General features: G+C 50.3%; 21 protein-coding genes. 4 read left to right on the forward strand and 17 right to left on the reverse strand.

The features are described 5' to 3' along the window. Nucleotides 1-246: 246 nt before the first annotated feature. The gene (locus tag EDI29_RS04080) at nucleotides 247-615 is read right to left on the reverse strand and encodes a hypothetical protein (protein ID WP_137739840.1); all 369 of its coding nucleotides are present in this window, start codon (nucleotides 613-615) and stop codon (nucleotides 247-249) included. Between the two features lie 296 nt (nucleotides 616-911). On the opposite strand from EDI29_RS04080, the gene ttcA reads away from it, so the two are divergent. Continuing rightward, a complete protein-coding gene (gene ttcA, locus EDI29_RS04085) occupies nucleotides 912-1,847 on the forward strand; it encodes a tRNA 2-thiocytidine(32) synthetase TtcA (protein WP_137739841.1) in 936 nt (311 codons plus the stop codon). A 121-nt stretch (nucleotides 1,848-1,968) separates the two neighbouring features. Here the strand turns inward: ttcA and EDI29_RS22685 are convergent, their stop codons facing one another. The 3 genes from EDI29_RS22685 to EDI29_RS04095 form a co-directional block, all read right to left on the reverse strand. Then, on the reverse strand, nucleotides 1,969-2,127 hold the full coding sequence (locus EDI29_RS22685; RefSeq protein WP_167494473.1) for a hypothetical protein: 159 nt from the start codon (nucleotides 2,125-2,127) through the stop codon (nucleotides 1,969-1,971). A gap of 562 nt (nucleotides 2,128-2,689) precedes the next feature. Beyond that, entirely contained in the window at nucleotides 2,690-3,673 is a 984-nt protein-coding gene (zntB, locus tag EDI29_RS04090; protein ID WP_137739842.1) for a zinc transporter ZntB, read from the reverse strand. A 124-nt stretch (nucleotides 3,674-3,797) separates the two neighbouring features. Next, nucleotides 3,798-5,414: a peptide ABC transporter substrate-binding protein gene (locus EDI29_RS04095; RefSeq protein ID WP_137739843.1), complete on the reverse strand. Its 1,617-nt coding sequence runs from the start codon at nucleotides 5,412-5,414 to the stop codon at nucleotides 3,798-3,800. A gap of 164 nt (nucleotides 5,415-5,578) precedes the next feature. Between EDI29_RS04095 and mpaA the strand changes: the two genes are divergently transcribed. Together mpaA and tpx are read left to right on the forward strand one after the other, a co-directional pair. Further along, entirely contained in the window at nucleotides 5,579-6,298 is a 720-nt protein-coding gene (mpaA, locus tag EDI29_RS04100) for a murein tripeptide amidase MpaA (protein ID WP_137739844.1), read from the forward strand. 79 nt (nucleotides 6,299-6,377) lie between these two features. Next, complete coding sequence (tpx, locus tag EDI29_RS04105) at nucleotides 6,378-6,881, forward strand: thiol peroxidase (protein ID WP_005972398.1); 504 nt, start codon at nucleotides 6,378-6,380, stop codon at nucleotides 6,879-6,881. A gap of 51 nt (nucleotides 6,882-6,932) precedes the next feature. Here the strand turns inward: tpx and tyrR are convergent, their stop codons facing one another. The 12 genes from tyrR to pspA all read right to left on the reverse strand — a co-directional run bounded on the left by tyrR (nucleotide 6,933) and on the right by pspA (nucleotide 18,696). After that, nucleotides 6,933-8,501: a transcriptional regulator TyrR gene (gene tyrR, locus EDI29_RS04110; protein ID WP_137739845.1), complete on the reverse strand. Its 1,569-nt coding sequence runs from the start codon at nucleotides 8,499-8,501 to the stop codon at nucleotides 6,933-6,935. A gap of 136 nt (nucleotides 8,502-8,637) precedes the next feature. Then, on the reverse strand, nucleotides 8,638-10,182 hold the full coding sequence (locus EDI29_RS04115; RefSeq protein ID WP_137739846.1) for a M20/M25/M40 family metallo-hydrolase: 1,545 nt from the start codon (nucleotides 10,180-10,182) through the stop codon (nucleotides 8,638-8,640). A 145-nt stretch (nucleotides 10,183-10,327) separates the two neighbouring features. Then, a complete protein-coding gene (locus EDI29_RS04120; protein ID WP_137739847.1) occupies nucleotides 10,328-11,332 on the reverse strand; it encodes a LacI family DNA-binding transcriptional regulator in 1,005 nt (334 codons plus the stop codon). Nucleotides 11,333-11,404: 72 nt separating this feature from the next. Continuing rightward, nucleotides 11,405-11,710, reverse strand: coding sequence for a PTS lactose/cellobiose transporter subunit IIA (locus EDI29_RS04125; protein WP_107167532.1), 306 nt, complete (start codon nucleotides 11,708-11,710; stop codon nucleotides 11,405-11,407). 32 nt (nucleotides 11,711-11,742) lie between these two features. Then, nucleotides 11,743-13,032, reverse strand: a complete 1,290-nt coding sequence (locus tag EDI29_RS04130; RefSeq protein WP_241664887.1) for a PTS sugar transporter subunit IIC — start codon at nucleotides 13,030-13,032, stop codon at nucleotides 11,743-11,745. 27 nt (nucleotides 13,033-13,059) lie between these two features. After that, complete coding sequence (locus tag EDI29_RS04135) at nucleotides 13,060-13,365, reverse strand: PTS sugar transporter subunit IIB (RefSeq protein WP_137739849.1); 306 nt, start codon at nucleotides 13,363-13,365, stop codon at nucleotides 13,060-13,062. Between the two features lie 23 nt (nucleotides 13,366-13,388). Continuing rightward, nucleotides 13,389-14,549 carry a mandelate racemase/muconate lactonizing enzyme family protein gene (locus EDI29_RS04140; RefSeq protein ID WP_137739850.1) on the reverse strand — a complete coding sequence of 387 codons (1,161 nt, stop codon included), beginning with the start codon at nucleotides 14,547-14,549 and terminating at the stop codon, nucleotides 13,389-13,391. Between the two features lie 204 nt (nucleotides 14,550-14,753). After that, nucleotides 14,754-15,803 carry a YcjF family protein gene (locus EDI29_RS04145; RefSeq protein ID WP_137739851.1) on the reverse strand — a complete coding sequence of 350 codons (1,050 nt, stop codon included), beginning with the start codon at nucleotides 15,801-15,803 and terminating at the stop codon, nucleotides 14,754-14,756. Further along, complete coding sequence (locus EDI29_RS04150) at nucleotides 15,800-17,197, reverse strand: YcjX family GTP-binding protein (protein ID WP_137739852.1); 1,398 nt, start codon at nucleotides 17,195-17,197, stop codon at nucleotides 15,800-15,802. The genes EDI29_RS04145 and EDI29_RS04150 overlap by 4 nt, the downstream gene beginning before the upstream one ends. Before the next feature lie 159 nt (nucleotides 17,198-17,356). Then, nucleotides 17,357-17,722, reverse strand: coding sequence for an envelope stress response membrane protein PspC (gene pspC / locus EDI29_RS04155; RefSeq protein ID WP_137739853.1), 366 nt, complete (start codon nucleotides 17,720-17,722; stop codon nucleotides 17,357-17,359). Further along, complete coding sequence (pspB, locus tag EDI29_RS04160) at nucleotides 17,722-17,946, reverse strand: envelope stress response membrane protein PspB (protein ID WP_137739854.1); 225 nt, start codon at nucleotides 17,944-17,946, stop codon at nucleotides 17,722-17,724. Before pspB ends, pspC begins: the two co-directional genes overlap by 1 nt. An 84-nt stretch (nucleotides 17,947-18,030) precedes the next feature. Beyond that, complete coding sequence (gene pspA, locus EDI29_RS04165) at nucleotides 18,031-18,696, reverse strand: phage shock protein PspA (protein WP_107167540.1); 666 nt, start codon at nucleotides 18,694-18,696, stop codon at nucleotides 18,031-18,033. A gap of 225 nt (nucleotides 18,697-18,921) precedes the next feature. Here pspA and pspF point away from each other — a divergent pair, with 225 nt between their 5' ends. Then, nucleotides 18,922-19,908 (forward strand): phage shock protein operon transcriptional activator, encoded by a 987-nt coding sequence (pspF, locus tag EDI29_RS04170; protein WP_137739855.1) that lies wholly within the window; start codon nucleotides 18,922-18,924, stop codon nucleotides 19,906-19,908. 71 nt (nucleotides 19,909-19,979) lie between these two features. Here pspF and EDI29_RS04175 read toward each other — a convergent pair whose 3' ends face one another. Next, nucleotides 19,980-21,497, reverse strand: coding sequence for a cellulase family glycosylhydrolase (locus EDI29_RS04175; RefSeq protein WP_137739856.1), 1,518 nt, complete (start codon nucleotides 21,495-21,497; stop codon nucleotides 19,980-19,982). Nucleotides 21,498-21,737: the final 240 nt, after the last annotated feature.

A 21,737-nucleotide genomic window follows, 5' to 3' on the forward strand; every position in this document is an offset into this window, starting at 1 on the left:
GCAAGAGAAGGACAAATTCGTCGGGAACGAATTTGACCAGCCAAAGGCTGGCCTTCGGTGAGAGACAGGATGTCTCTCATATAATCCCAATGAGCTTACTTAGGTAAGTGATTCGGTGACAAATCTGTCGGAAGCAGATTTGAACGCTGCTTGCAGCGGCCCCAGCGGGGCGAGGCACACGCAAGTGTGCCGAGTAATGAACGCGGCCAACGCACATGCAACTTGAAGTATTACGAGTATATATGCTCAGAAAACCAGTAACGCAAAGACTATAATAAACCCATTAAAGATCGCCGAGATTCCCACTATCACACAACCAGCAGCCAAAATACGCAGCAGAAATATCTTAACCTCTCCTGATAGTTTCCGCGTCAGACGCCAGAATCCCATGCCAATATTAGCGACATAAATGCCATAAAAAATCATAGCGGCTATCGCAAGGTATCCCATACTAACACTGCCGTCTGTAATATATGTGGCTAAAATATGATCGATAACAGCCAGAAGCAACGCAATAGCAAGATGCCCAAATGTACCTTCTACGCCGCAGTCTCCACGCGCAATCTTCGCCAGCCAGTGGTGACTTTTGATATTTTCTGAACGAACAAAAATCATAACTCTTCCTTAAGTTCATAACGCCATCAACCCATCTAAACGATGCTTATACACCGAAATATCTCTTATTTTCAACAATAAAGAGCACATAGAGTCAACATGAAGCGCACGGTGAGCCATAACTTCACAGCATGAAACCATCGGTGCCGAACACGAAGTTATGACACTGCCGTAAAACGATCTGGCATTCGTCGCCGTAATCCGTACCATACACGCCATGATCGTGCAGAACGTGTTGGCGTCTGCATTGAACCGTTTTCTATCCGCAACGCCTTTTGCAACGAGCACAGATAAAAATGCAAGAAAATCAACAAATTAACCAAAAACAACAATACAACCTCAACAAATTGCAAAAGCGCCTGCGTCGTAACGTCGGCGAAGCTATCGCTGATTTCAATATGATTGAAGAAGGCGACCGTATTATGGTGTGCCTGTCCGGTGGGAAAGATAGTTTTACCATGCTGGAAATTCTGCGCAATCTGCAACAGAGTGCGCCTGTTAACTTTTCTCTGGTCGCGGTGAATTTGGATCAGAAGCAGCCAGGGTTTCCAGAGCATGTCCTGCCGCAATACCTTGATAGCATCGGCGTGGAGTACAAGATCGTCGAAGAAAATACCTACGGGATTGTGAAAGACAAAATCCCAGAGGGCAAAACCACCTGCTCGCTGTGTTCACGCCTGCGTCGCGGGATTTTGTATCGTACCGCGACGGAACTCGGCGCGACAAAAATCGCCCTTGGTCACCACCGCGACGATATTCTGCAAACGCTGTTTCTGAACATGTTCTACGGTGGAAAGCTAAAAGGTATGCCGCCGAAGTTGATGAGCGACGACGGGAAACATATCGTTATCCGCCCTCTTGCCTACTGCCGTGAAAAAGATATCGAGCGTTTCGCTGAAGCACGCCAATATCCGATTATTCCGTGCAATCTATGCGGATCGCAGCCAAATCTACAACGTCAGGTGATTAAAGATATGCTGCGCGACTGGGACAAACGCTATCCTGGCCGTATTGAGACCATGTTCAGCGCCATGCAGAACGTTGTGCCATCTCATCTTGCCGATCATGCGCTGTTTGATTTCAAAAGCATTCGTCACGGCAGCGACGTGGTGGATGGTGGCGATTTGGCCTTTGATCGTGAAGAACTGCCGTTGCAGCCTGTTGGCTGGCAGCCGGAAGAAGAAGATGAAACCTCGTCACTCACCCGCCTTGACGTGCTGGAAATAAAATAAGCGCGATATTAATCATCAGAAACGGCACTACCGGTAAGAAGATGGACACGGTGGTAAGAAGCAGCAAATGCTGTTTCACCACCGTGTTTTTTATTGCCGTTTTCCATCGAGTACAGCGCGGTTATTTATTTTGCGGTGGTTCAGTGACAGGTTCGTGTTCCGGCCCTGTCGGCGGTGGATCGGGAAGCGGACGAGGTGTCGGATCGTTCGGTATAATGGGAATCGGTTCAACCGGAACCGTATCAGCTTGCAGATAATCCGTCGCGTCTTGAGTGAGCATATTTTCCTCCTCGGTGTTGGATACTGTTAAGGCAAATCCAGCTACTGAAGCAGTACAGACATGCGTTACGGCTAGCCAAACAGCGCCAGCGCTTCCCCTTAAGCGTAGTAAGCTAATGAATAAAATGCCAAAGGCATTTTATAACGTCGCTTGCGACGGCCCGGAGGGTGTGGCGCGTAGCCCACCATAATAAAATGCCAAAGGCATTTTACAACGTCGCTTGCGACGGCCCGAAGGGTGTGGCGCGTAGCCCACCATAATAAAATGCCAAAGGCATTTTATAACGTCGCTTGGGATGAAATGGAAAGAGTCCAGATCGAGGGACAAAAAAAAGCCGACAAAACTGTCGGCATGGTGTGAATCAATTGTGCTATGCAGTAATTCAAAAAAGGAAGTAAGACAATATGGAGCGCAACGCCCATCGCTTGACGTTGCATTCACCTGCGGGAATGATAGTGCCGCACAACAGGGTAAAAAATGTTGATATTGCTCAATTTACGCGTGGTTTTTTAACCCTTCGCAACAGTTTGTGAGTATCTACGCTCCCACTCACCGTCAGTCGCTATAGCCATTTACTACGCTTTAACCACCATGCAACGCCGCCAACTAATATCACTAACATCAGGCAGAACGTGAAAAAACCAAACGGCGCATCGCCACCGGGAATCCCCCCCAAGTTGACGCCAAATAAGCCGGTTAAGAACGTTGTCGGCAGGAAAACCATCGCCAAAAGCGACATCGTATAGGTGCGGCGGTTCATCGCTTCGGTCATCAAGGCGGTGATTTCATCCGAGAGCACCGTGGTACGCGCAATACTGGCATCCAGATCTTCCAGCCCGCGCCCTAATCGATCGGCAATTTCCTGCATTCTGCGACGATCGTCATCCTGCATCCAGGGCAGTTTCTCGCCGGAAATACGCGAGAATACATCGCGCTGTGGCGTCATATAGCGGCGTAACACGATAAGCTGTTTGCGGATCAGCGCCAGCTCACCGCGCGGTGGAATTTTTTGCTCCAGCAAGTCCTCTTCCAGATCGATGATTTTCTCATGCAAATCATCAATAAACTCGCTGGTATGATCGGTCAACGATTCCGCAATGGAGACCAACCAGCTTCCGCTATCTGTCGGGCCATTGCCTTCCTTCAAATCGGTAAGAATCTCGTCGATAGCCAAAATCTTACGACGTCGGGTAGAGATAATCAGCTTGTCGGTAATAAACACCCGAACGGCCACCAGTTGATCCGGTCGTGCATTGGCATTCAAGTTAATACTGCGTAGCGTGATCAGCGTGCCCTCGCCCAAACGTGTGACTCTAGGGCGGACGCTTTCCCCCGCCAACGCATTGCGCACGCTATCCGGCACCAGCGTCGTTTTATTCAGCCAGCGAGCACTAGCCGGTAATGTAGAGTCGAGGTGCAGCCAACAGGGTTTCTCGCTGTTGACGACGTCCTGCTCGCCTATCGGGGTAATTCCGCCCTTTCCATCCAACTGATACGCATGAACCGCACCGCTGTGTTGCAACTCTTTTCCTGCAAAGGATTCCACGTCTTGCCTCCAACGGTTTTTGCTATCAGCGCTTTGGCTATCAGTTTTGCACGCTACCAGCCGGAGTGACCATCACGATCGCTCCGGCTTTATCGTCACATCATTCGATGTATTAATACGGTACTTAATGCTTTTCGATGTAAAGCATGTGGCTGTAGGCCACGTCTTCAGGGTTAGTAATGGGATAGCCCTTCACCCACGGTTTGATCAAGCGTCCGTTGGTATATTGATAGATCGGCGCAATCGGTGCTTCATCCATCAAAATCTGCTCAGCCCGATTGTAGTCCGCATTCAGCGCCTGCGGGTTAGTCTGGTTACCCGCCTCATCCAGCACGCGATCGTAGTTCGCATTTTTAAAGCGAGCGATATTGCCGCTGTGGTGTGATGTCAGTAGTGAAAGGAATGTCGACGGTTCGTTGTAATCACCGACCCAAGACGCCCGTACGACGTCAAAATTACCGCTATTACGGCTGTCGATGTAGGTTTGCCACTCTTGGTTGGACAACCGTACGTCAACACCCAATGTCTTCTTCCACATAGAGGCCACAGCAATCGCAATCTTCTGGTGGCTTTCCGATGTGTTATACAGCAGCGATAGTTTTAGCGGGTTGTTGGGGCCATAGCCTGCGGCTGCCATCAGCGCTTTGGCCTGCGCATCCAGCTCATCCTGGGAATATTGCTGCAACAGGCTTTCCGTCGGTTTGAAGCCCGCGGTGACATCCGGCGTAAAGTTCCAGGCCGGTTTTTCCCCCGTGCCCAATACTTTTTCCGCAATCACTTTACGGTCGATGGCATAAGACAGCGCTTTTCGTACCCGGACATCATTGGTGGGAGCACGTTGCGTGTTAAACGCGTAGTAATAGGTGCCAAGCTGATCCGGCGTATAAACCTGGCCGGGTAAATCTTTCAGCAGCTTCTGGTACAGGTTTTTAGGAAATGACTCGGTGATATCGATATCCCCGGACAGATAGCGTTTTGTCGCGTTTGACTCCTGATTGATCGGAACAAAAGTCACCTTTGTCAGGCGCGTGTTAGCGTTATCCCAATAATATTGATTCTGCGTGAGCACCAGCTTCTCATTCACGACGCGATGATCCAGCTTAAACGCGCCATTCCCGACCAGATTTCCCGGCTTCGTCCAGTCGTTTCCGAATTTTTCTACCGTAGCTTGATGTACCGGGAACAAACTAAAATTCGCCGTAAGGCTAACAAAATATGGCACTGGCTTGCTGAGTTGCACTTTCAGCGTGTGGTCATTAACCGCAGTCACCCCAAGCTGCTCAGCAGGCATGTCGCCGGCGAGAACCTGCTCAGCGTTCTGAATCCCTGCGAGTCGGGCAAACCAGGCGAATGACGAGCTGTTTTCAGGCGTGACCAGACGACGCCAGCTATAGACAAAATCCTTTGCTGTGACGGGTTCACCATTAGACCAGTGGGCATTATCTCGCAGGGTAAAGATAAACGTGCGGTTATCGGTCGTCTGCCAACGCAGCGCTACGCCTGGGACGATGTTACCCTTGGCATCCTGATTGACCAGCCCTTCAAACAGATCGCGCGCCACCTGTGCTTCCATCAACCCCACCGCTTTTATCGGATCGAGAGAAGCGGGTTCATCTTTAATGTGGCGAACGATTTCTTGCTTTTCAGCCAGAACCGTTCCCGCCGGAACCTGTGCCGCGACAGCATTGCCCGTCATGGCCGCCATCAACGCGGCATAAAATGCAGAATATCCATAGTGCATGATGATTTGACCTGAAAGCGTAATGAATTGATTGAAGAATATAATAGTCAGAAATCGGCGCTATCATCCAGCGATACCCCGCAATTTGTCAGCCTGCATCGCCGTTTGCGTCTCCGGGCCGATTTTTTTATGATGAAACGCATAGGCAATCACAGGGCGATATCATGGAAAACACAATCATTCCTCTTCAGGCACGCCAGCAACGAGGTAATTTGCCGTCGCTGGGCGAACCGTATGGGAAATCGCTGCTGGGCGCACCATTACTCTACTTTCCAGCCGAATTAGCGCCTTCAGAGAGCGGACTGATTATTGCCGGAACACACGGTGATGAGACTGCGGCAGTGGTGACGCTTTCCTGCGCGCTGCGTACCCTATTCTCAGGCCAGAGACGCCATCACGTTGTTCTTGCGGTCAATCCTGATGGCTGTCAGTTGGGTCTACGTGCCAACGCTAACGGCGTCGATCTGAATCGCAATTTCCCAGCCAGCAATTGGCAACCGGGGAGTACGGTTTATCGCTGGAATAGCGCCGCAGATGAACGTGATGTCGAGTTATCCACGGGGGAAACCGCGGGCTCAGAGCCGGAAACGAAAGCTCTTTGTACGCTGATTGAGAAACTTAACCCGCGCTGGGTTGTCTCTTTTCATGAGCCACTCGCCTGTATTGAAGATCCGCACCGCTCCGAACTGGGTCGCTGGTTGGCGCAACAGTGCGAGCTGCCGTTAGTATCGAGTATCGGCTACGACACACCCGGCTCTTTCGGAAGCTGGTGCGCCGATCGTTCGCTCCATTGCATTACCGCAGAGCTTCCGCCAATCTCGGCAGATGCGGCCAGCGAATGCTACCTTAACGCGATGGTCGCGTTGCTAAGCCAGCAATTTTAATCGTAATTTTTATACCAATGTTGCTAATGTTGCCCTAAACTGAGCAGCGTGTTAATCACCTGTAATTAAGGACGCAAACATGTCACAGAACGTACATTTTCAAGGCAACCCTGTGCCAGTAGCAGGGTCATTTCCAGCTAAAGGAAGCAAAGCGCCAGCATTTACTCTGGTCGCTAAAGACCTGTCAGATGCTTCACTCAGCAACTATGCTGGCAAACGCAAAATCCTGAACATTTTCCCAAGCATCGATACCGGTGTTTGTGCCGCGTCCGTGCGTAAATTCAACCAGTTGGGTTCTGAACTGGATAACACCGTTGTTCTGTGTATCTCTTCCGATCTGCCGTTCGCGCAGTCTCGCTTTTGCGGCGCGGAAGGTCTGAACAACGTGGTGGTACTGTCTACCCTGCGTGGCGGTGAATTCAAAGAAAGCTATGGCGTCGCTATCGCAGATGGCGCACTAAAAGGTCTGACCGCTCGCGCTGTCGTGGTGCTGGATGAAAACGACAACGTGCTGCATAGTGAACTGGTGAACGAAATCACCACTGAACCAGACTATGACGCTGCGCTGGCTGTACTGAAATAAGCAACACTGGCATTACGTGAAAAACGGCTGCGCACGCAGCCGTTTTGTTAATTACTCCTCATCATCCCCCGCCGACTTGCGTTGGCTGAGTCCATACTCCCGCAGTTTGTTGGCGATCGCCGTGTGCGATACCCCTAGCCGTTTCGCCAGTTTGCGCGTACTTGGATAAGATTGATAAAGGCGGGTCAGCACAGAGCGCTCAAAGCGTTTGTTGATGTCGTCCAGCGAGCCATCAAGCAGAGTTTCATCTTGCGGCACATCAATCGAAAATGCAGGAAGATCGATATCCTGCATATGCAATTCATTACCTTCCAACCGCGTCAGCGCCCGATAAATAGTATTTCTCAACTGCCGAACATTGCCCGGCCAGCCATACTGTGGCAGGAAATGTTCTACATCTGCCGCTAGTTTGGGGCGAGAAATTCCCTGTTCGTCGGCAAAACGCGCCACGAAAAGCTCAGCCAGCGGCATAATGTCGGCCGGACGCTCACGCAGAGGCGGTAACATCAACGTAAGCACATTCAGGCGATAATAAAGATCTTCGCGGAACTCACCGCGCTGCACCAGTTCCAGCAGATTTTTCTTTGTTGCGCAAATCACCCGCACGTCCACATGAACTTCATGATCTTCGCCCACGCGGCGGAATGTGCCGTCATTCAGGAAACGCAGCAGCTTAGTCTGCATCTGTGCCGACATTTCACCGACTTCATCCAGCAAAACTGAGCCGCCATTAGCCTGCTCGAAGAAGCCTTTTTTGCCTTCCTGCGCATTGAGATACGCACCGGGAGCATGACCGAATAACTCGCTTTCCATCACGTCATCGGGCAACGCTGCACAGTTCAGCGCCAGGAAAGGGTTCTTGCCGCGCGGTCCGCGCAGGTGGCAGGCACGCGCCAGCATATCTTTGCCCGTCCCTGTATCGCCGACGATCAACAACGGCGCATCCAGCATCGCTAGCTTGCGCGCCTGTTCCACCACCTGACGCATTTTGGGGCTAATCGCCACGATGTGATCAAATTCATTGTCATCGTTCACCGTGAGGTTCTGCAACTGTCGACCCATACGTGCGGCAGATTTCAGCATAACCAATGCCCCTGCCGTTGCGGCTTTCCCAGCATCATCTTCCAGACGAACTGGCGTCATTTCCAGCAAGAAATCCTGACCACGAATCACCACGCGCTCCGCTACGACGGAGCCGCTCTTCTCCAGCCAACTGGCAAAATTGAAACCGGGGATCATCGTGGCAATCGTCAGCTCGCTGATGGTTTCTGCCGATTGTTCAAACAACGCCAGTGCGGCGGGGTTAAACAGTTCGGGCTTCCCTTTCATATCCAGCGAAAACACCGGCTCAGGCATAGATTCTAACAGCGCATTCAGCGCCCGATGTTCGCGTTCAGACGGCATAAACGCCACGGTACGCACATCGCTAACGCTGTCAATACGGCGAATTTCCGACATCAGAAGGCGAAAATTATCAAAATCGAGGGTGGCAAAATTAAGGTAAATACGACCAATAGACGCAATTTCGATGCCGCGTAAATCAATATTGCGTGACGCAAGCAGATCTAACAGTTCACGGACCATACCAATGCGGTCTTTACAAATTACTTCCAGATGCATCAACGGCTACCTTCTTCAAGAGACACGACATGGCTATTACTACTGATAATACCCTTTCGTTTGCACCGGATGAAGTAAGGTGGCAGCAAAAGTTGACACATCTGTACGTTTTTTCCACGTCAATAACGATACGGGGTTAAGACAGCGGCGTCGTTGCCATCGCGACAATGGTTCGGATGCCTTCCAGATAGTTACCGAGACGTAAGTTCTCATCAAAACTATGCTGATTATTATCGGCATTAACCAGAGGGACGATCACGTATGGCACCTTCAACACGCTGACCGCACCACTCATCGGCAGCGTACCGCCCATCATACGGTTCTTCTCCGGCGCGATGCCGCGCGGTGCGGTTGTCGTAGCGACGGCCCAATGGCCCAGCGGGGAGTCGATCTCCGTTCTCGCCGCATAGGCGCTGCTCGGATAGGCCGTCAGGCTAAGGGAAATCAGGTGCGGATACTGTTCGCGCTCAGCCTGTGTTGGCACCTCACCAGCAATGATATGAAAACCTTTGCTGGCGATATATTGGCGTAACAGCGCATACATATCATCCGGCGGCGTTTCCGGCACGGTGCGAATATTCACGCTAGCCGTTGCGGTTGACGGAATGGCATTCGACGCTTTTTTGCCCGTATCGCCCGCTTTAATACCGAGAATATCCAGAGAAGGATATTGCACCGCTTCTGCCGCATTGCTGGCGACATTCTCTAGCCGCGCCACACCAAAGCGTTTCTCCAACGCGCCAGTTGGAGGTGCGGTCTCGGCTACCTGTTTCTTGTCGCTATCGCTAAGCGTAACGCGGTCATAATAACCGGGGATCGTCACCTTGCCGTCCGCATCCTTCATGCTGGCCAACAGCATAGCCAGATTTTGCACCGGATTGGGAATGACATTGCCATAACCACCGCTGTGCGCAGCCGCGTTTGCACCAAATACCGTCATGTCAATTTGGACTGACCCACGATTGCCAAAGTTGATACCAGGGCGATTGCTTGATGGCATCGCGCCATCATAAATCACCATGCCATCGCTTTTCAGCCGCGTCAGATGCTCCGCCATCACCGTCGTTAGACCAGGTGAACCTTTCTCTTCTTCAGAATCCAGCAACACTTTGATGTTGACGGCGGGCTCCACGCCCTTATCTTTCATCGCGTCCATGGCGGCGAGAAACATAACAATCGGCCCTTTATCATCAGCCGATGCCCGCGCGAAGAGACGCCATTCAGGGTTGATATCCCCTTTCAGAAGACGCGACTCAGGCAGCGTTTGCCATTTTCCAGCGGCATCTTTTTCTTTTAGCACAGGCTGCCACGGCGGCGTTTGCCACTCGGTCGGATTCACAGGTTGCCCGTCAAAATGCATGTAGAACAGGATGGTTTTACGATCGGATTTTGGCGTACCCAGCTCAGCATAAACCAACGGTTTATCGCCATTTTTTAGTTTCTGCGTGGTAAAGCCGCGCTTCTGAAACGCCTTTTCCAACCAGTCGGCATTACGCTGGATATCAGCGGGCGCGGCGGCATCGTTGGGCAACGTCAGTAATTCGAGATATTCGGGAAAGCTGTGTTGCGCGTAACGCTCAGCCTCGGCAGGCGCCAATACCAACTGGGCGCTGGCAGGTAAACAGAGAATGGCTGCCGACAGCGACAGTGCAGCCAGCGTCAGTTTTTTACCGGGAATCATAAAAACGTCCTGTTATACAGAAATGAGGAATATTTATCCTACACACGATTCTGTAACAACGGTACTCCCCATCATACCAGTATGACGTCTATTCTAGATTGCGGTCTCTATTTATATGGATGTACTATCAATTTATATGGATATACTATCGCGATTCATCACGTATCTGGCTGATAGATTGCCCTTCGATGAAGGAATGGGGGAACTGTCGCGACTGTATAAGATAATCCTTACGCGTCAATTTCATAAGAATTTCTCTTGCTCCATACTCCGCCATTTCTTTTACCGGGTACACTACGCTATCAATATGTGGTGCCAGATATTCAGTAAGTCCAAAGCTATCAAAAGAAATGACCGAAATATCACTCGGCACAGACAAACCCTGTAAACGTAGCGTTTTTAATCCCCCCGAACAGGCACGTTCACCACAATAGACAATGGCCGTAATATCCAGTTTTCGCTGTATTAATGTTAATGTCGCTTGCTCACCGAAGACATGATCGTAACTGCCTTGAATATAATACTCGTCTCCCCACGTTTTATTAACCGCTCGGATGGCATCAATGCAGCCTTTTAATCGTTGGGACGCACTGTGACGTGATTCCGGCCCACCAATCACGGCGATTTTTTTATGTCCTGCCGCAATCAATTTATTCGTAGCATCAAATGCCGATAAATAATGATCGAATGACACTGAATAAATATCCGCCGTACCCGAAGCATCGAGCAACACCACGGGTTTATTTTCAGTATAGGCTTTAATCGTTTCGGTTGATAAATGGCGGGTGTAGAGAAGAAATCCATCGCAATTGATTTCATCCAGTTTTCTTAATGCATTTTCTTCTTCAACTTGCCCGGCGCTTTCCAGCACCATGAGCATTTTTCCTTTGGCATTCACTTCCTTATGCACTGCGCTCATCACTGAACCAAAGAAGCCTGACACGTTGTTAGGAATAAGCATTCCGATCACACCGCTACTTTTGCTTACCAATGAGCGGGCACTTAAATTAGGTTTGTAGTTCAATAGTTTAATGGCATTCTCGACGCGTAACTTTGTCTCTTCCTTAACTTTTTCCGGCTCGTTAAGTACGCGAGTTACCGTTGCACGCGAAACATTTGCCATCCGGGCAACATCGACGATTGTTGACATAGAATTCCATTATAAAGAAAAGCAATGCCTGACTGCGGCACTGCTTATTTATTAGCAATAATACTGAAACTATTACACTTTATCGCGGTAAAGTTCAATCATTTCTTTGATTAAGTCATTTGCCAACATCGATGTCATTAAATGATCCTGTGCATGAACCATAACTAACGTTACAGGGATTTTTCCTTCCCCTTCATCCATACCGATCAATTTAGTTTGCACGCCATGCGCCCGACTTGCCGCTTCTCGTGAACGAATCAATGCATTATCGCATGCTTCCCACTCCCCCTTTTTCGCATGCTGTAATGCAATCATCGCTTCGCTTTTACTTTCTCCCGCATTGGTAATGATCTCCATTATTTCCAATTCAAGATCCATAAAGCTCTCCTCTTTCAAAATTAAATGATTTGTTACGCTTTAGATTCGGCTTCTTGTGCTAACAGCTGTTTTTCATATGCCTTATAAAATGGAAGCCATATCACACAGGAAATAGCGAAATTAGTCAGAACTAAGATTATCGGTCCGATAGACCATCCTGCTGCCCATGGAGCCCCTAAAATAGAAGGCGTCGTCCAGGGAACAATAGACATCGGTTTATCAACAAACCCTGAACTCAATGCAAACCAGGCTACTGTGGCATTAATTAGCGGTGCACCGATGAAGGGGAGCAGCATCAGAGGATTCATGATAATTGGCGAACCAAAAATAACGGGTTCATTGATATTAAAAAAAGAGGGAACAACACTCAATTTTCCGATCGAACGTAGATGCGCTGAACGACTACGCAAATACATGATGACGAGCGCAAGCGTGGAACCACAGCCGCCAATAACAATATAAAAGCGCCAGAATGGATCAACAAAGCTATGGGGAAGCGCCTGCCCTAATTCCAGCGCCGTTTGATTAGCGGCAATATTCGCCAACCAGAACGGTTGCAGTAAATTAGTCACGATAGCCGCACCATGAATACCGCAGAACCATAGCAGATGGGAAACCAGTACACAGATAAGTATTGCGGTTAAGCTATCAGATGCAGCAACAAAGGGTTTGAAGGCAGCCATAATCACTTCAGGCACCAGCATCCCAGTAAAATGCTGAACCAACAGCGATAAGGGGTATAACGTCGCAATCATCACCAGCACAGGCACAAGCAATTCAAATGACTGGGCGATCTTTTCAGGTACCTGCTCCGGCAGACGAATGGTCAGGTTTCTGGTTTTTAAAAACCGCATCAGTTCAACCGAATATATCGATGTCATCAATGCTGTAAAGATACCGGTGCCGCCCATAAATGCCGCAGGAATGCTGCCATTGGTAAAGGGTGCAGCAACAATAAGGAAAGAACAGAGTGACAGTAGTCCGCCCATCAACGGGCTAAGATTATATCCCTGAGAAAGGTTGTACCCAATCCCAACGGCAATATAGATAGTCATAATCCCCATTGTCATGCGGAATGGCATCATGATTGCGTCTTTATTGTTGGTCGCAAACTCCACCCACATCTGCCCTAGCGCGAACGTCGTATCTTTTGAAAAAGGCGGAAACGCCATAATCATCAGAAAGCTGCCGACAATCATGAAAGGCATGGCAGAAATAAAGCCATCACGCACGGCAAGAACATGCCGCTGCCCGCCGATGCTTCCAGCTAAGGGCGCTATTTTTCTTTCAATAAAAGAGATCACATTATTATAGATACTCATTATCATCCCCCTGGTGTTAGCAACATATTATGAAAGCAGACCAAGGGCGAACTTAAGTACATTGTCGCCTTTCATCATGCCGTAATCCATTGGATTTATTGTCTCTACCTTTTTGTTTTTCTGTGCGGCAATTTTCTTAAATTCATCCAATTTATATCTAACCTGAGGCCCCAATAAACAGAGGTCGTACTGTTCGATGCCTTCGTTAAATTTCTCTAAAGGAAGCGCTGTCAGTTCCACATCAATATTTTCTGCCGCTGCGGCTTCTTTCATTTTTTTTACGAGCATGGATGTGCTCATGCCTGCATTACAGCAGAGAAAGATTTTTTTCATTTTGTCACCTTAGCAAGTTTTATTTATTGGAAAGTGTGTTTTTTAAAGTTTGATAAATAGGAATGATTTAATTCCACTCCCAGACCCGACTTCATTTCACCTACGGTGAAATAACCATTTTTAGCCTGTGGCTCTAACGCATGCTGCACGATGTTGTAGCGTTCATCCTGCCAATAGGGAAACCATTCCTGTATTGGCACATTTGTCGTACTGATATCAAATTGAATACAGGCTGCCGTTAAGATTGGCCCTGAGGCATTATGCGGCTGAACCTGGATCTGATGCGTTTCTGCATAAGAAGCAATTTTTTTCATTTCTGTGAATCCGCCAGCCAACCCCATATCGGGCTGAATCAGTTCGAACACCCGATTTTCAATAAAAGGGGCGAAGTCAAAACGGGTATATAAGCGCTCTCCGCCAGCCAGCGATAAATTCACCCCCGCTTTTACTTCCAGGCTTGAATTGATTAATAAGGTATCCGTCGGTTCCTCATAAAAATAAGGGGTAAACTCTTCTAATTTTCTCCCCCATTTAATGGCATCAGAAACGTTCAGGCAGCCGTGAAGATCGAGCATAATGTCGATATGTTCACCCACGGCCTCTCTTACTGCATTAACCCGGGCAACTGCCATGTCTCCCCATTCTTTACTAATAGGTCGGGATGGCGTTGATTTCTCACCCGTTGGCGACATTTTAAAAGGATCAAACTTTAATCCGGTATAGCCGTCGTTTATCACCCTCATGGCTTTTTCAGCAAATTCTTCAGGCCGCCAGGCATCAAAATACCAATGGTTGGCATAAAGCCGGATAGTATCGCGACATTTTCCTCCCAGCAGTTGGTAAATCGGGACATTTAATAGCTTGCCTTTGATATCCCACAGCGCCATATCTATTGCACTAATCGCACCATAAATAGCCAGCGATCGCCCTCTTCCCCAATAGGTATTATCAAAACATTGCTGGAAGATTTTCTCAGAATCGAAGGGCGATTGCCCGATCAGGAATTTTTTCGTTAGTGCATCCAATATTGGAATGACCGACTTAGCCCCCACTCCATAGCTCATCGCCACTTCGCCAATCCCGGTCACCCCCTCATCGGTTTCAATCTCAACCACGATCAGGTTATGTGCTGGTGCACGGTGCCTTAGATCAACATCGTAAACATTTAACTGCGTAACTTTCATAATTCACCCCGAATACAGCCTGAAAACATTATGTGCACGTTCACATTTTCATTCAAGACAGAAAAGCCGATCAAGATCACAGATAAAGCATAAATGTGAACGTGCACATTTCAATATTAAGGAAAGTTTACTGTGTTGCTGTATGGAGAATAAACAAAAGAAAAAGGAAGGGAATCCCCTTCCTGTCGATAGCTTTTTCCACCCCTAACGCCCTTTTTGCAGCGTTTCTTTTACCTGGCCAATCAGTTCGCGGCGGAAATCACCGAGGCGTGGTTTGTCATCCAACCACGGCAGTGGGCGGCATAATTCCATCGCTTTGATACCCAAACGTGCGGTCAGCAAACCGGCACCAATGCCCTGCGCGGCGCGCGTTGATAGCCGTGCCGCAAGATCCTGCGACATCCAGTCCATGCCAATTTCCCGCACCAGCTCCGATGCCCCGGCAAACGCGATATTAATCAGCACCAGGCGGAACAGGCGAATGCGGCTGAAATAGCCAAGTTCGATGCCGTACAGCGCGGCAATACGGTTAATCAGCCGCAAATTACGCCAGGCAATAAAGGCCATATCCACCAGCGCCAGCGGGCTGACGGCGATCATTAAGGTGGATTCCGCCGCCGAGCGGCTGATTTCACGCCGTGCCTGTGTGTCCAGTACGGGCTGAACCAGACGCGCATACAGTTCCAGCACTTCACGGTCGTTGTGGGTTTCGTGGAGTGAAGCCTGCCAACGCTGTATCGCCGGATGACCGCTATCCAACCCCGCTTGCCGCGCCAGTTTTTCACAGAATTCGCGTCCACGTCCCACACCGTGACTGTGCAGCAGATCGCGTGCCACGTCGCGTTCTTCCGCGCGTTCTCGCAGGCGATAGAGCCGCCGCCACTCGACGGCCAGCGAACCAACGCCCGCCGCCACAATCAGGCTCCCCGCCGTAATACCACCCAGCGCGATCCAATCCTGTTGCACCCAGGCGTTATGCAGCGACTGTACGCCCTGTGCCAGCGCGCTGACGCCAAACAGCCCTATTCCCGCCATCACCATACGCCGCCACAGGCTGCGTTTAGGACGCAACGCCGCACTGATAGCGTCTTCCGCCACGCCTTCTTCCGGCACTTCTTCTTCGCGGCTAATAGGGGAAAATGGCGTGCCACTCTGTTCGTCAAACGCCAACCCGGCACGTAGCTGTGGCTGTGGCTGTGGCGCTTGTGGTGCAACATCGTCGAACGTGACGCGTGGTTTTAATGGCTCGTTCATCGCAATTTATCCTTTAGCAGAAAGTCCATGACCGTATCCAGCCGGATATGCGGCAACGGCGTGTCTACCGTCATCTCGCGTGGACGAAATTGATCGAAGTGGAAACCCTGCGTTTGCCAGAATGCTGCACCCGGTAGACGTGCAGGCACTTCACCGGGATAGACCGTTAACGGCTGGCCGTCGCTGAGCCGATGCCCTTTCAGCGCCGGAATTTTTTGCCCCTGATGATCGACAACGCCGCTCTGCGTTGACTGGATTGACGCAATGCCTTCGCAGCGCATATCAATGCCTTCAAACGCGGCATTCTGCCAGGCTTCTTGCACCAGTTGCTGAAGCAAAGACACCAAATTGGCGTGCTGGTCGGCGGTAATGTGATCCGCTTTACTCGCGGCAAACATCAGTTTGTCGATACAGGGCGAGAACAAACGCCGGAACAGCGTGCGCTTCCCGTAATGAAAACTTTGCATCAGTTGGGTCAGCGCCAGGCGCATATCGTTAAACGCATGAATGCCGCTATTGAGCGGTTGCAGGCAATCGACCAGGACGATCTGTCGGTCGAAGCGCACGAAGTGATCTTTATAGAATCCTTTCACAACCGACTGACAGTAATAGTCAAAACGCTTGCGCAGCATACCAATATTGGTTTTCTCATCCGCCTGCGCCAGTTTGGCTTCACCGATATTATTCACCTGCGGCCAGGGGAAGAATTGCAGCACCGGCGCGCCAGCCAGATCGCCCGGCAGCACAAATCGACCCGGCTGAATAAAGTGCAGCCCTTCCTGCTTGCAGCGGTGCAGATAGTCGGTATAAGCCTGTGCCACCTCGGCAAGCTGGTTTTCATCGGCCGGAGCCAGCGGATCGATTTTCTCGCACAGCGCCAGCCACGATTTCGCCCATTCAATGCGTCCTCCATGCAGCAAGCCGCTCATCTGCTGCGACCAGCTCAGATAGGTTTGCTCCAGCAGCGGTAAATCCAACAGCCACTCGCCGGGGTAATCGACAATTTCCAGATAGAGCGTCGAGGTATCTTTGAAGTGACGCAGCAACGAATCCTTGGAGCGATAGCGCAGCGCCAGACGGATTTCACTCACGCCGCGCGTCGGCGTCGGCCAGTCCGGCGGTGAACCATACAGCGACGCCATGCCTTCATCATAGGCAAAGCGCGGCACGCCCAGATCGCGCTGCGGCACACGTTTCACACCGAGCAAACGCTCTTCGCGCACGGGGGAAAACATCGGCAAATGTGCCCCGCTGTGAGTGTTCAATAATTGATTGACGAACGCCGTGATAAACGCGGTTTTGCCGCTGCGGCTCAACCCGGTGACGGCAATCCGCAGGTGGCGATCCACGCTACGATTGACCAGTGAGTTAATCTCGTTCTGTAGGCGACTCATTGAATGAACCATCACTCCTGTAGTTGCGTTTAGTGGCGGTGCAAAAGCGCATTCAGGCTACCGCATTGATCGCGGAGAAAAAAGGAGCGCGATGCTATCCGCTTTCAGTTCAGGTTGAACGGTGGATAGCATCAGCGAAAGAGTATAACCGATGACAGATTACAGGTGACGAAAGCGATTCTGCACGCCAAAGGTATCCGAGGTGACATAGCGCTCAATATTACGTAGGCGCTGTTCGCTGGCCTGCAAGGTCGCATCCGCCTCATTCAGCAGTTGGCTGGGTGTGCGGCTTGTCTTTTCATCCTCAAATCTCATTCCTGCCGGAGCGGGATCGAGCATAAAGGTCAGAATGATGTACGCCACGATGGTGAAAAAGAACAGGCCGAACAACATCGACAACACCGTAATCAGCCGTACAAGTTTCACCGGCACGTCAAAATAACGTGCTAAACCAGCGCAAACCCCTTTCAACATGCCTTCTTCCGGTAAGCGGTATAACGTTTTACCTGACCACGTATTTTTCATTACGATTTTCTCCAGTCCGGGTGTTCTGCATCCAGAATGTCTTCCAGCGCCCTGATACGCTCACGCATACGGCTGGACTCTTCCGTTAAATGCGTCAACCGTTGCATCTCGTTTTGTCCCAGTTGAGCACCGTTTTTACGCTGGCTGTAATGTAGCCAAAGCCATATCGGTGCCACAAACAGCATGAAAATGGTCAGCGGAATGGCAAGAAACAACGCACTCATTGTGTCTCCTTAGTTATTATTCATACGCCCTATGGTGGCTGCCGTTTTCAAACGGCAGCCCCTCCGATGACGTTTACGCTTTGATTACTCTGCTGGCTTAACTTTAGCTTTAAGTGCCGCCAGTTGCGCGCTGATTTCATCATCCGCTTTCAGCTCGGCAAACTGCTGATCCAGCGATTTTTGTTTCCCCAACCCATGGCTTTCTGCTTCCGCTTCCATAGTGTCGATACGGCGTTCAAACTGATCGAAACGCGCCATAGCTTCATCCAGCTTGCCGCTATCCAATTGGCGACGTACATCACGCGACGATGCCGCAGCCTGATGACGCAACGTCAGCGCCTGTTGGCGAGCGCGGGTTTCGCTTAATTTATTTTCCAACTCACCGATTTCACGCTTCATCCGCTCCAGCGTTTCATCCACGCTTTCGGCTTCATGCTGTAACAGCGCAATCAGGTCGGTCAGTTTCTGCTTCTCAATCAACGCCGCACGAGCCAGATCGTCTTTATCTTTGCGCAGCGCCAGCTCGGCTTTTTCCTGCCACTGATCTTGCTGACCGTGCGCTTGTTCAATACGGCGGGCAATCTGTTTCTTTTCTGCCAGCGCCCGCGCCGAGGTTGAACGTACTTCAACCAGCGTATCTTCCATTTCCTGAATCATCAGCCGCACCAATTTCTGCGGATCTTCCGCTTTATCCAGCAATGAATTGATGTTGGCGTTCACGATGTCGGCAAAACGAGAAAAAATACCCATAATTACATCCTCTTCATGATTTCCAGCGTCTGATTACGCCTGATTGATCATCGTGACCAGCCGAGCCAGTCGCGATCTCCCTATAGGTATATCAATAAACATGCCAACTTTTAATTTAAGTTAACTAATTGAAAATAAAGGAATAGATAATTTTGACTATTTTTCCCTTTCCGTTAGATTAGTCAAATACGCTAACAGTTAGTAAAAATAACACGGTGGAACATCATGCTTCAGGAAAAAGAGAATCTGCTGGGCGAAGCCAACAGCTTTTTAGAGGTTCTGGAACAGGTGTCGCAGCTGGCGCAACTGAATAAACCGGTGCTGGTAATCGGTGAACGTGGAACCGGCAAAGAACTGATCGCCAGCCGCCTACACTACCTTTCCCCACGTTGGCAAGGGCCGTTCATTTCCCTCAACTGCGCGGCACTCAACGAGAATCTGCTCGATTCCGAACTATTTGGTCATGAAGCCGGTGCCTTTACCGGGGCGCAGAAGCGCCATCTAGGACGCTTCGAACGCGCCGACGGCGGAACGCTATTTTTAGATGAGCTAGCCACCGCGCCGATGCTGGTGCAGGAAAAATTACTGCGAGTGATCGAATACGGCATGCTGGAACGCGTCGGCGGCAGAGATCAGCTACAGGTTGATGTGCGTCTGGTGTGCGCCACCAACGACGATCTGCCTGCGCTGGCTGCCAGCGGTAAATTCCGTGCCGACCTGCTCGATCGTCTGGCCTTTGACGTCGTGCAACTTCCGCCGCTGCGCGAACGCCAGCAGGACATTATGTTATTAGCAGATAATTTTGCGATTCAGATGTGCCGCGAATTGCACTTGCCGCTGTTTCCCGGTTTTACCGCTACCGCACGCGAGACGCTGCTGAATTACGACTGGCCGGGCAATATTCGTGAATTGAAAAACGTAGTTGAACGTTCGGTGTATCGTCACGGCGATAGCGAGCAGCCCCTTGATGCCATCATTTTGAATCCTTTCCGCCGGACTACCGCCGTTCAGGAAAAACGACAGACAGCAGCGGGTCAGCCGGATTTACCGCTGGACATGAAACCGTGGCTGCTGGAACAAGAGAAAGGCTTGATCGAACGGGCGTTAAATCAAGCAAAATTTAACCAGCGCAAGGCCGCAGAACTGCTGGGATTAACCTACCACCAGTTGCGTGGGTTATTGAAGAAACACGATATCGCGGTGAATGAGTAAGAAACTGGAAAGAAAATGCGGGCGAATTAGCGCCCGCACAGTCAGTCGGTTAATGAGTCAATAACGCGATATTACGGCTCAACACCCCAGACTAGCGTACCTTTATCATGCACGGTGATCTTGTCCCAGTTGGTGTAACTCGTGACGTTAGGGCCATATGAATAGTCATTCGTCTCGTTCACGTTGCTCCAGTCACCGGCATGGATACGCACCTGCACTTCACCCGTTTCCGCCCCCGGTTGCAGGGAACCCGCCCCGCTGGCGAAGGTCACCAGAACATAGCGATTGGCCTTATCGGTGCTGGCGGCTGGCGTCCCTGTGCTGGTTACGATGTTGTTAGGGCCGACGTTAGCCCAGTCAACAAACAGGTTCGCGCCGGGCTTCCCATCATCATGGAAGTAGTAGCGAACTTGCAGATCGCTCAGTTTGATCGCCGTACTTCCGGTATTTTTGATGTTGAAGGCCATACGAATCGCATCATCGGACGGGTTGTTATCCACATTGCGATATTGCAGCACGACGTCACCCGTGGTTCCGTTACCTGGGTTGGTCGGTTCCGTTGGTGTGGTCGGCGTATCGCCACCGCTCAGATCCGCACCTGCACGAATCTGCTCTCTGACAAATTTTCCTGACGCCGACAGATTTTGCTCTGTCCAGCCGCCTGACTTACTTGCCCCCGATGCCAGCGCCGCCGATGCCTCTGACTTATCGGTAAGCGACCAGTTCACCCAGCTTACGCCTCGGTTATTCAGGAAATCGATCCAGGTTTGCGACTCTGGCAGGAACGGTCCGCCGTTGCCGGACGCATCGCTGGTTCCCCACTCGCTGACGAAAATCGCCGCGCCACGGCTTTGCGCATAGTCAATGCGATCGCGCAGGAACTGCCCGTGCGTACCGGCATAGAAATGCAGTGCGTACAGAGTATTGGGATCGGGCAGCTGATTATCCGCGGCATCATGGATATCCTGACTCCAGGTGCCCGTACCAACGATAATGAGGTTGTCAGGATCTTTGCTGCGGATAGTGTCAGTGACTTCCAGCGCATAAGGCCGAATCTGCCCGTTCCACGTCACGCCGCCGTTGGGTTCATTGGCGATTTCATAAATCACGTTCGGCGAACTGCCATACAGCCCCGCCATTTCGGCAAAGAAAGTTTTTGCCTGAGCTTTATAAATATTAGGATCGTTATCCGACAGGATATGCCAATCGATAATGATATAGACGCCGAGACTTTGTGCTGCCGCAACGGCTTCTTTTACCTTATTGGCGAGGGACGGGTTAGAAATATAGCCATCAGCCGCCGTGTACATAGCGACGCGGAACACGTTAATTCCCCAGTCATCCCGCAGCCATTTCATCGAATCTTTGTTGACGTAGTCGCCAAACCACTGCAAACCGTGTGAACTGACCCCTCTCAGTTGCACCCTTTTCCCCTGTTCATCCACCAGTCGTCCGTTTTCGATGGACAGCTGACCATGCGTTTCTACTGGCGTGGCGGATAATGCTGAAAAACTGAGTGACATCCCCAGCACCGTTGTTACCACACCTAACGTCAATTTCCTGACGATTTGATTCCTTCTCATCCACATATTCCTTATCTCCATTGTGAACCCACATGATCTTGGGTATAGGCATGATAAGGGAGATTTTTGTTCCCGCAAACAATTTAGGAAATATCCCAACCATATTGATTTTATTAATTATTTACAGGGAAATAGAAAGCAAGGTAAGTATCTGGCAAGGTCATTTTTCAGGCAAAAAAAAGCCAGCACGTAGGCTGGCTAAAATAATACTGGAAGCAATGTGAGCAATGTCGTGCTCTCCTTCAG

The sequence above is a fragment of the Pectobacterium polonicum genome (assembly GCF_005497185.1).
GTDB classification, from domain to species: domain Bacteria; phylum Pseudomonadota; class Gammaproteobacteria; order Enterobacterales; family Enterobacteriaceae; genus Pectobacterium; species Pectobacterium polonicum.

Excerpts from the sequence above, each read along its gene's own strand:
- EDI29_RS04175 (WP_137739856.1), bottom strand. The coding sequence starts at position 21,497 with ATGTGGATGAGAAGGAATCAAATCGTCAGGAAATTGACGTTAGGTGTG.
- EDI29_RS04080 (WP_137739840.1), bottom strand. The coding sequence starts at position 615 with ATGATTTTTGTTCGTTCAGAAAATATCAAAAGTCACCACTGGCTGGCG.
- tpx (WP_005972398.1), top strand. The coding sequence starts at position 6,378 with ATGTCACAGAACGTACATTTTCAAGGCAACCCTGTGCCAGTAGCAGGG.
- EDI29_RS04145 (WP_137739851.1), bottom strand. The coding sequence starts at position 15,803 with ATGAACGAGCCATTAAAACCACGCGTCACGTTCGACGATGTTGCACCA.
- pspF (WP_137739855.1), top strand. The coding sequence starts at position 18,922 with ATGCTTCAGGAAAAAGAGAATCTGCTGGGCGAAGCCAACAGCTTTTTA.
- mpaA (WP_137739844.1), top strand. The coding sequence starts at position 5,579 with ATGGAAAACACAATCATTCCTCTTCAGGCACGCCAGCAACGAGGTAAT.
- EDI29_RS04130 (WP_241664887.1), bottom strand. The coding sequence starts at position 13,032 with ATGAGTATCTATAATAATGTGATCTCTTTTATTGAAAGAAAAATAGCG.
- pspC (WP_137739853.1), bottom strand. The coding sequence starts at position 17,722 with ATGAAAAATACGTGGTCAGGTAAAACGTTATACCGCTTACCGGAAGAA.
- EDI29_RS04120 (WP_137739847.1), bottom strand. The coding sequence starts at position 11,332 with ATGTCAACAATCGTCGATGTTGCCCGGATGGCAAATGTTTCGCGTGCA.
- EDI29_RS04135 (WP_137739849.1), bottom strand. The coding sequence starts at position 13,365 with ATGAAAAAAATCTTTCTCTGCTGTAATGCAGGCATGAGCACATCCATG.
- EDI29_RS04150 (WP_137739852.1), bottom strand. The coding sequence starts at position 17,197 with ATGAGTCGCCTACAGAACGAGATTAACTCACTGGTCAATCGTAGCGTG.
- ttcA (WP_137739841.1), top strand. The coding sequence starts at position 912 with ATGCAAGAAAATCAACAAATTAACCAAAAACAACAATACAACCTCAAC.
- EDI29_RS22685 (WP_167494473.1), bottom strand. The coding sequence starts at position 2,127 with ATGCTCACTCAAGACGCGACGGATTATCTGCAAGCTGATACGGTTCCG.
- EDI29_RS04115 (WP_137739846.1), bottom strand. The coding sequence starts at position 10,182 with ATGATTCCCGGTAAAAAACTGACGCTGGCTGCACTGTCGCTGTCGGCA.
- EDI29_RS04095 (WP_137739843.1), bottom strand. The coding sequence starts at position 5,414 with ATGCACTATGGATATTCTGCATTTTATGCCGCGTTGATGGCGGCCATG.
- EDI29_RS04140 (WP_137739850.1), bottom strand. The coding sequence starts at position 14,549 with ATGAAAGTTACGCAGTTAAATGTTTACGATGTTGATCTAAGGCACCGT.
- tyrR (WP_137739845.1), bottom strand. The coding sequence starts at position 8,501 with ATGCATCTGGAAGTAATTTGTAAAGACCGCATTGGTATGGTCCGTGAA.
- pspA (WP_107167540.1), bottom strand. The coding sequence starts at position 18,696 with ATGGGTATTTTTTCTCGTTTTGCCGACATCGTGAACGCCAACATCAAT.
- pspB (WP_137739854.1), bottom strand. The coding sequence starts at position 17,946 with ATGAGTGCGTTGTTTCTTGCCATTCCGCTGACCATTTTCATGCTGTTT.
- EDI29_RS04125 (WP_107167532.1), bottom strand. The coding sequence starts at position 11,710 with ATGGATCTTGAATTGGAAATAATGGAGATCATTACCAATGCGGGAGAA.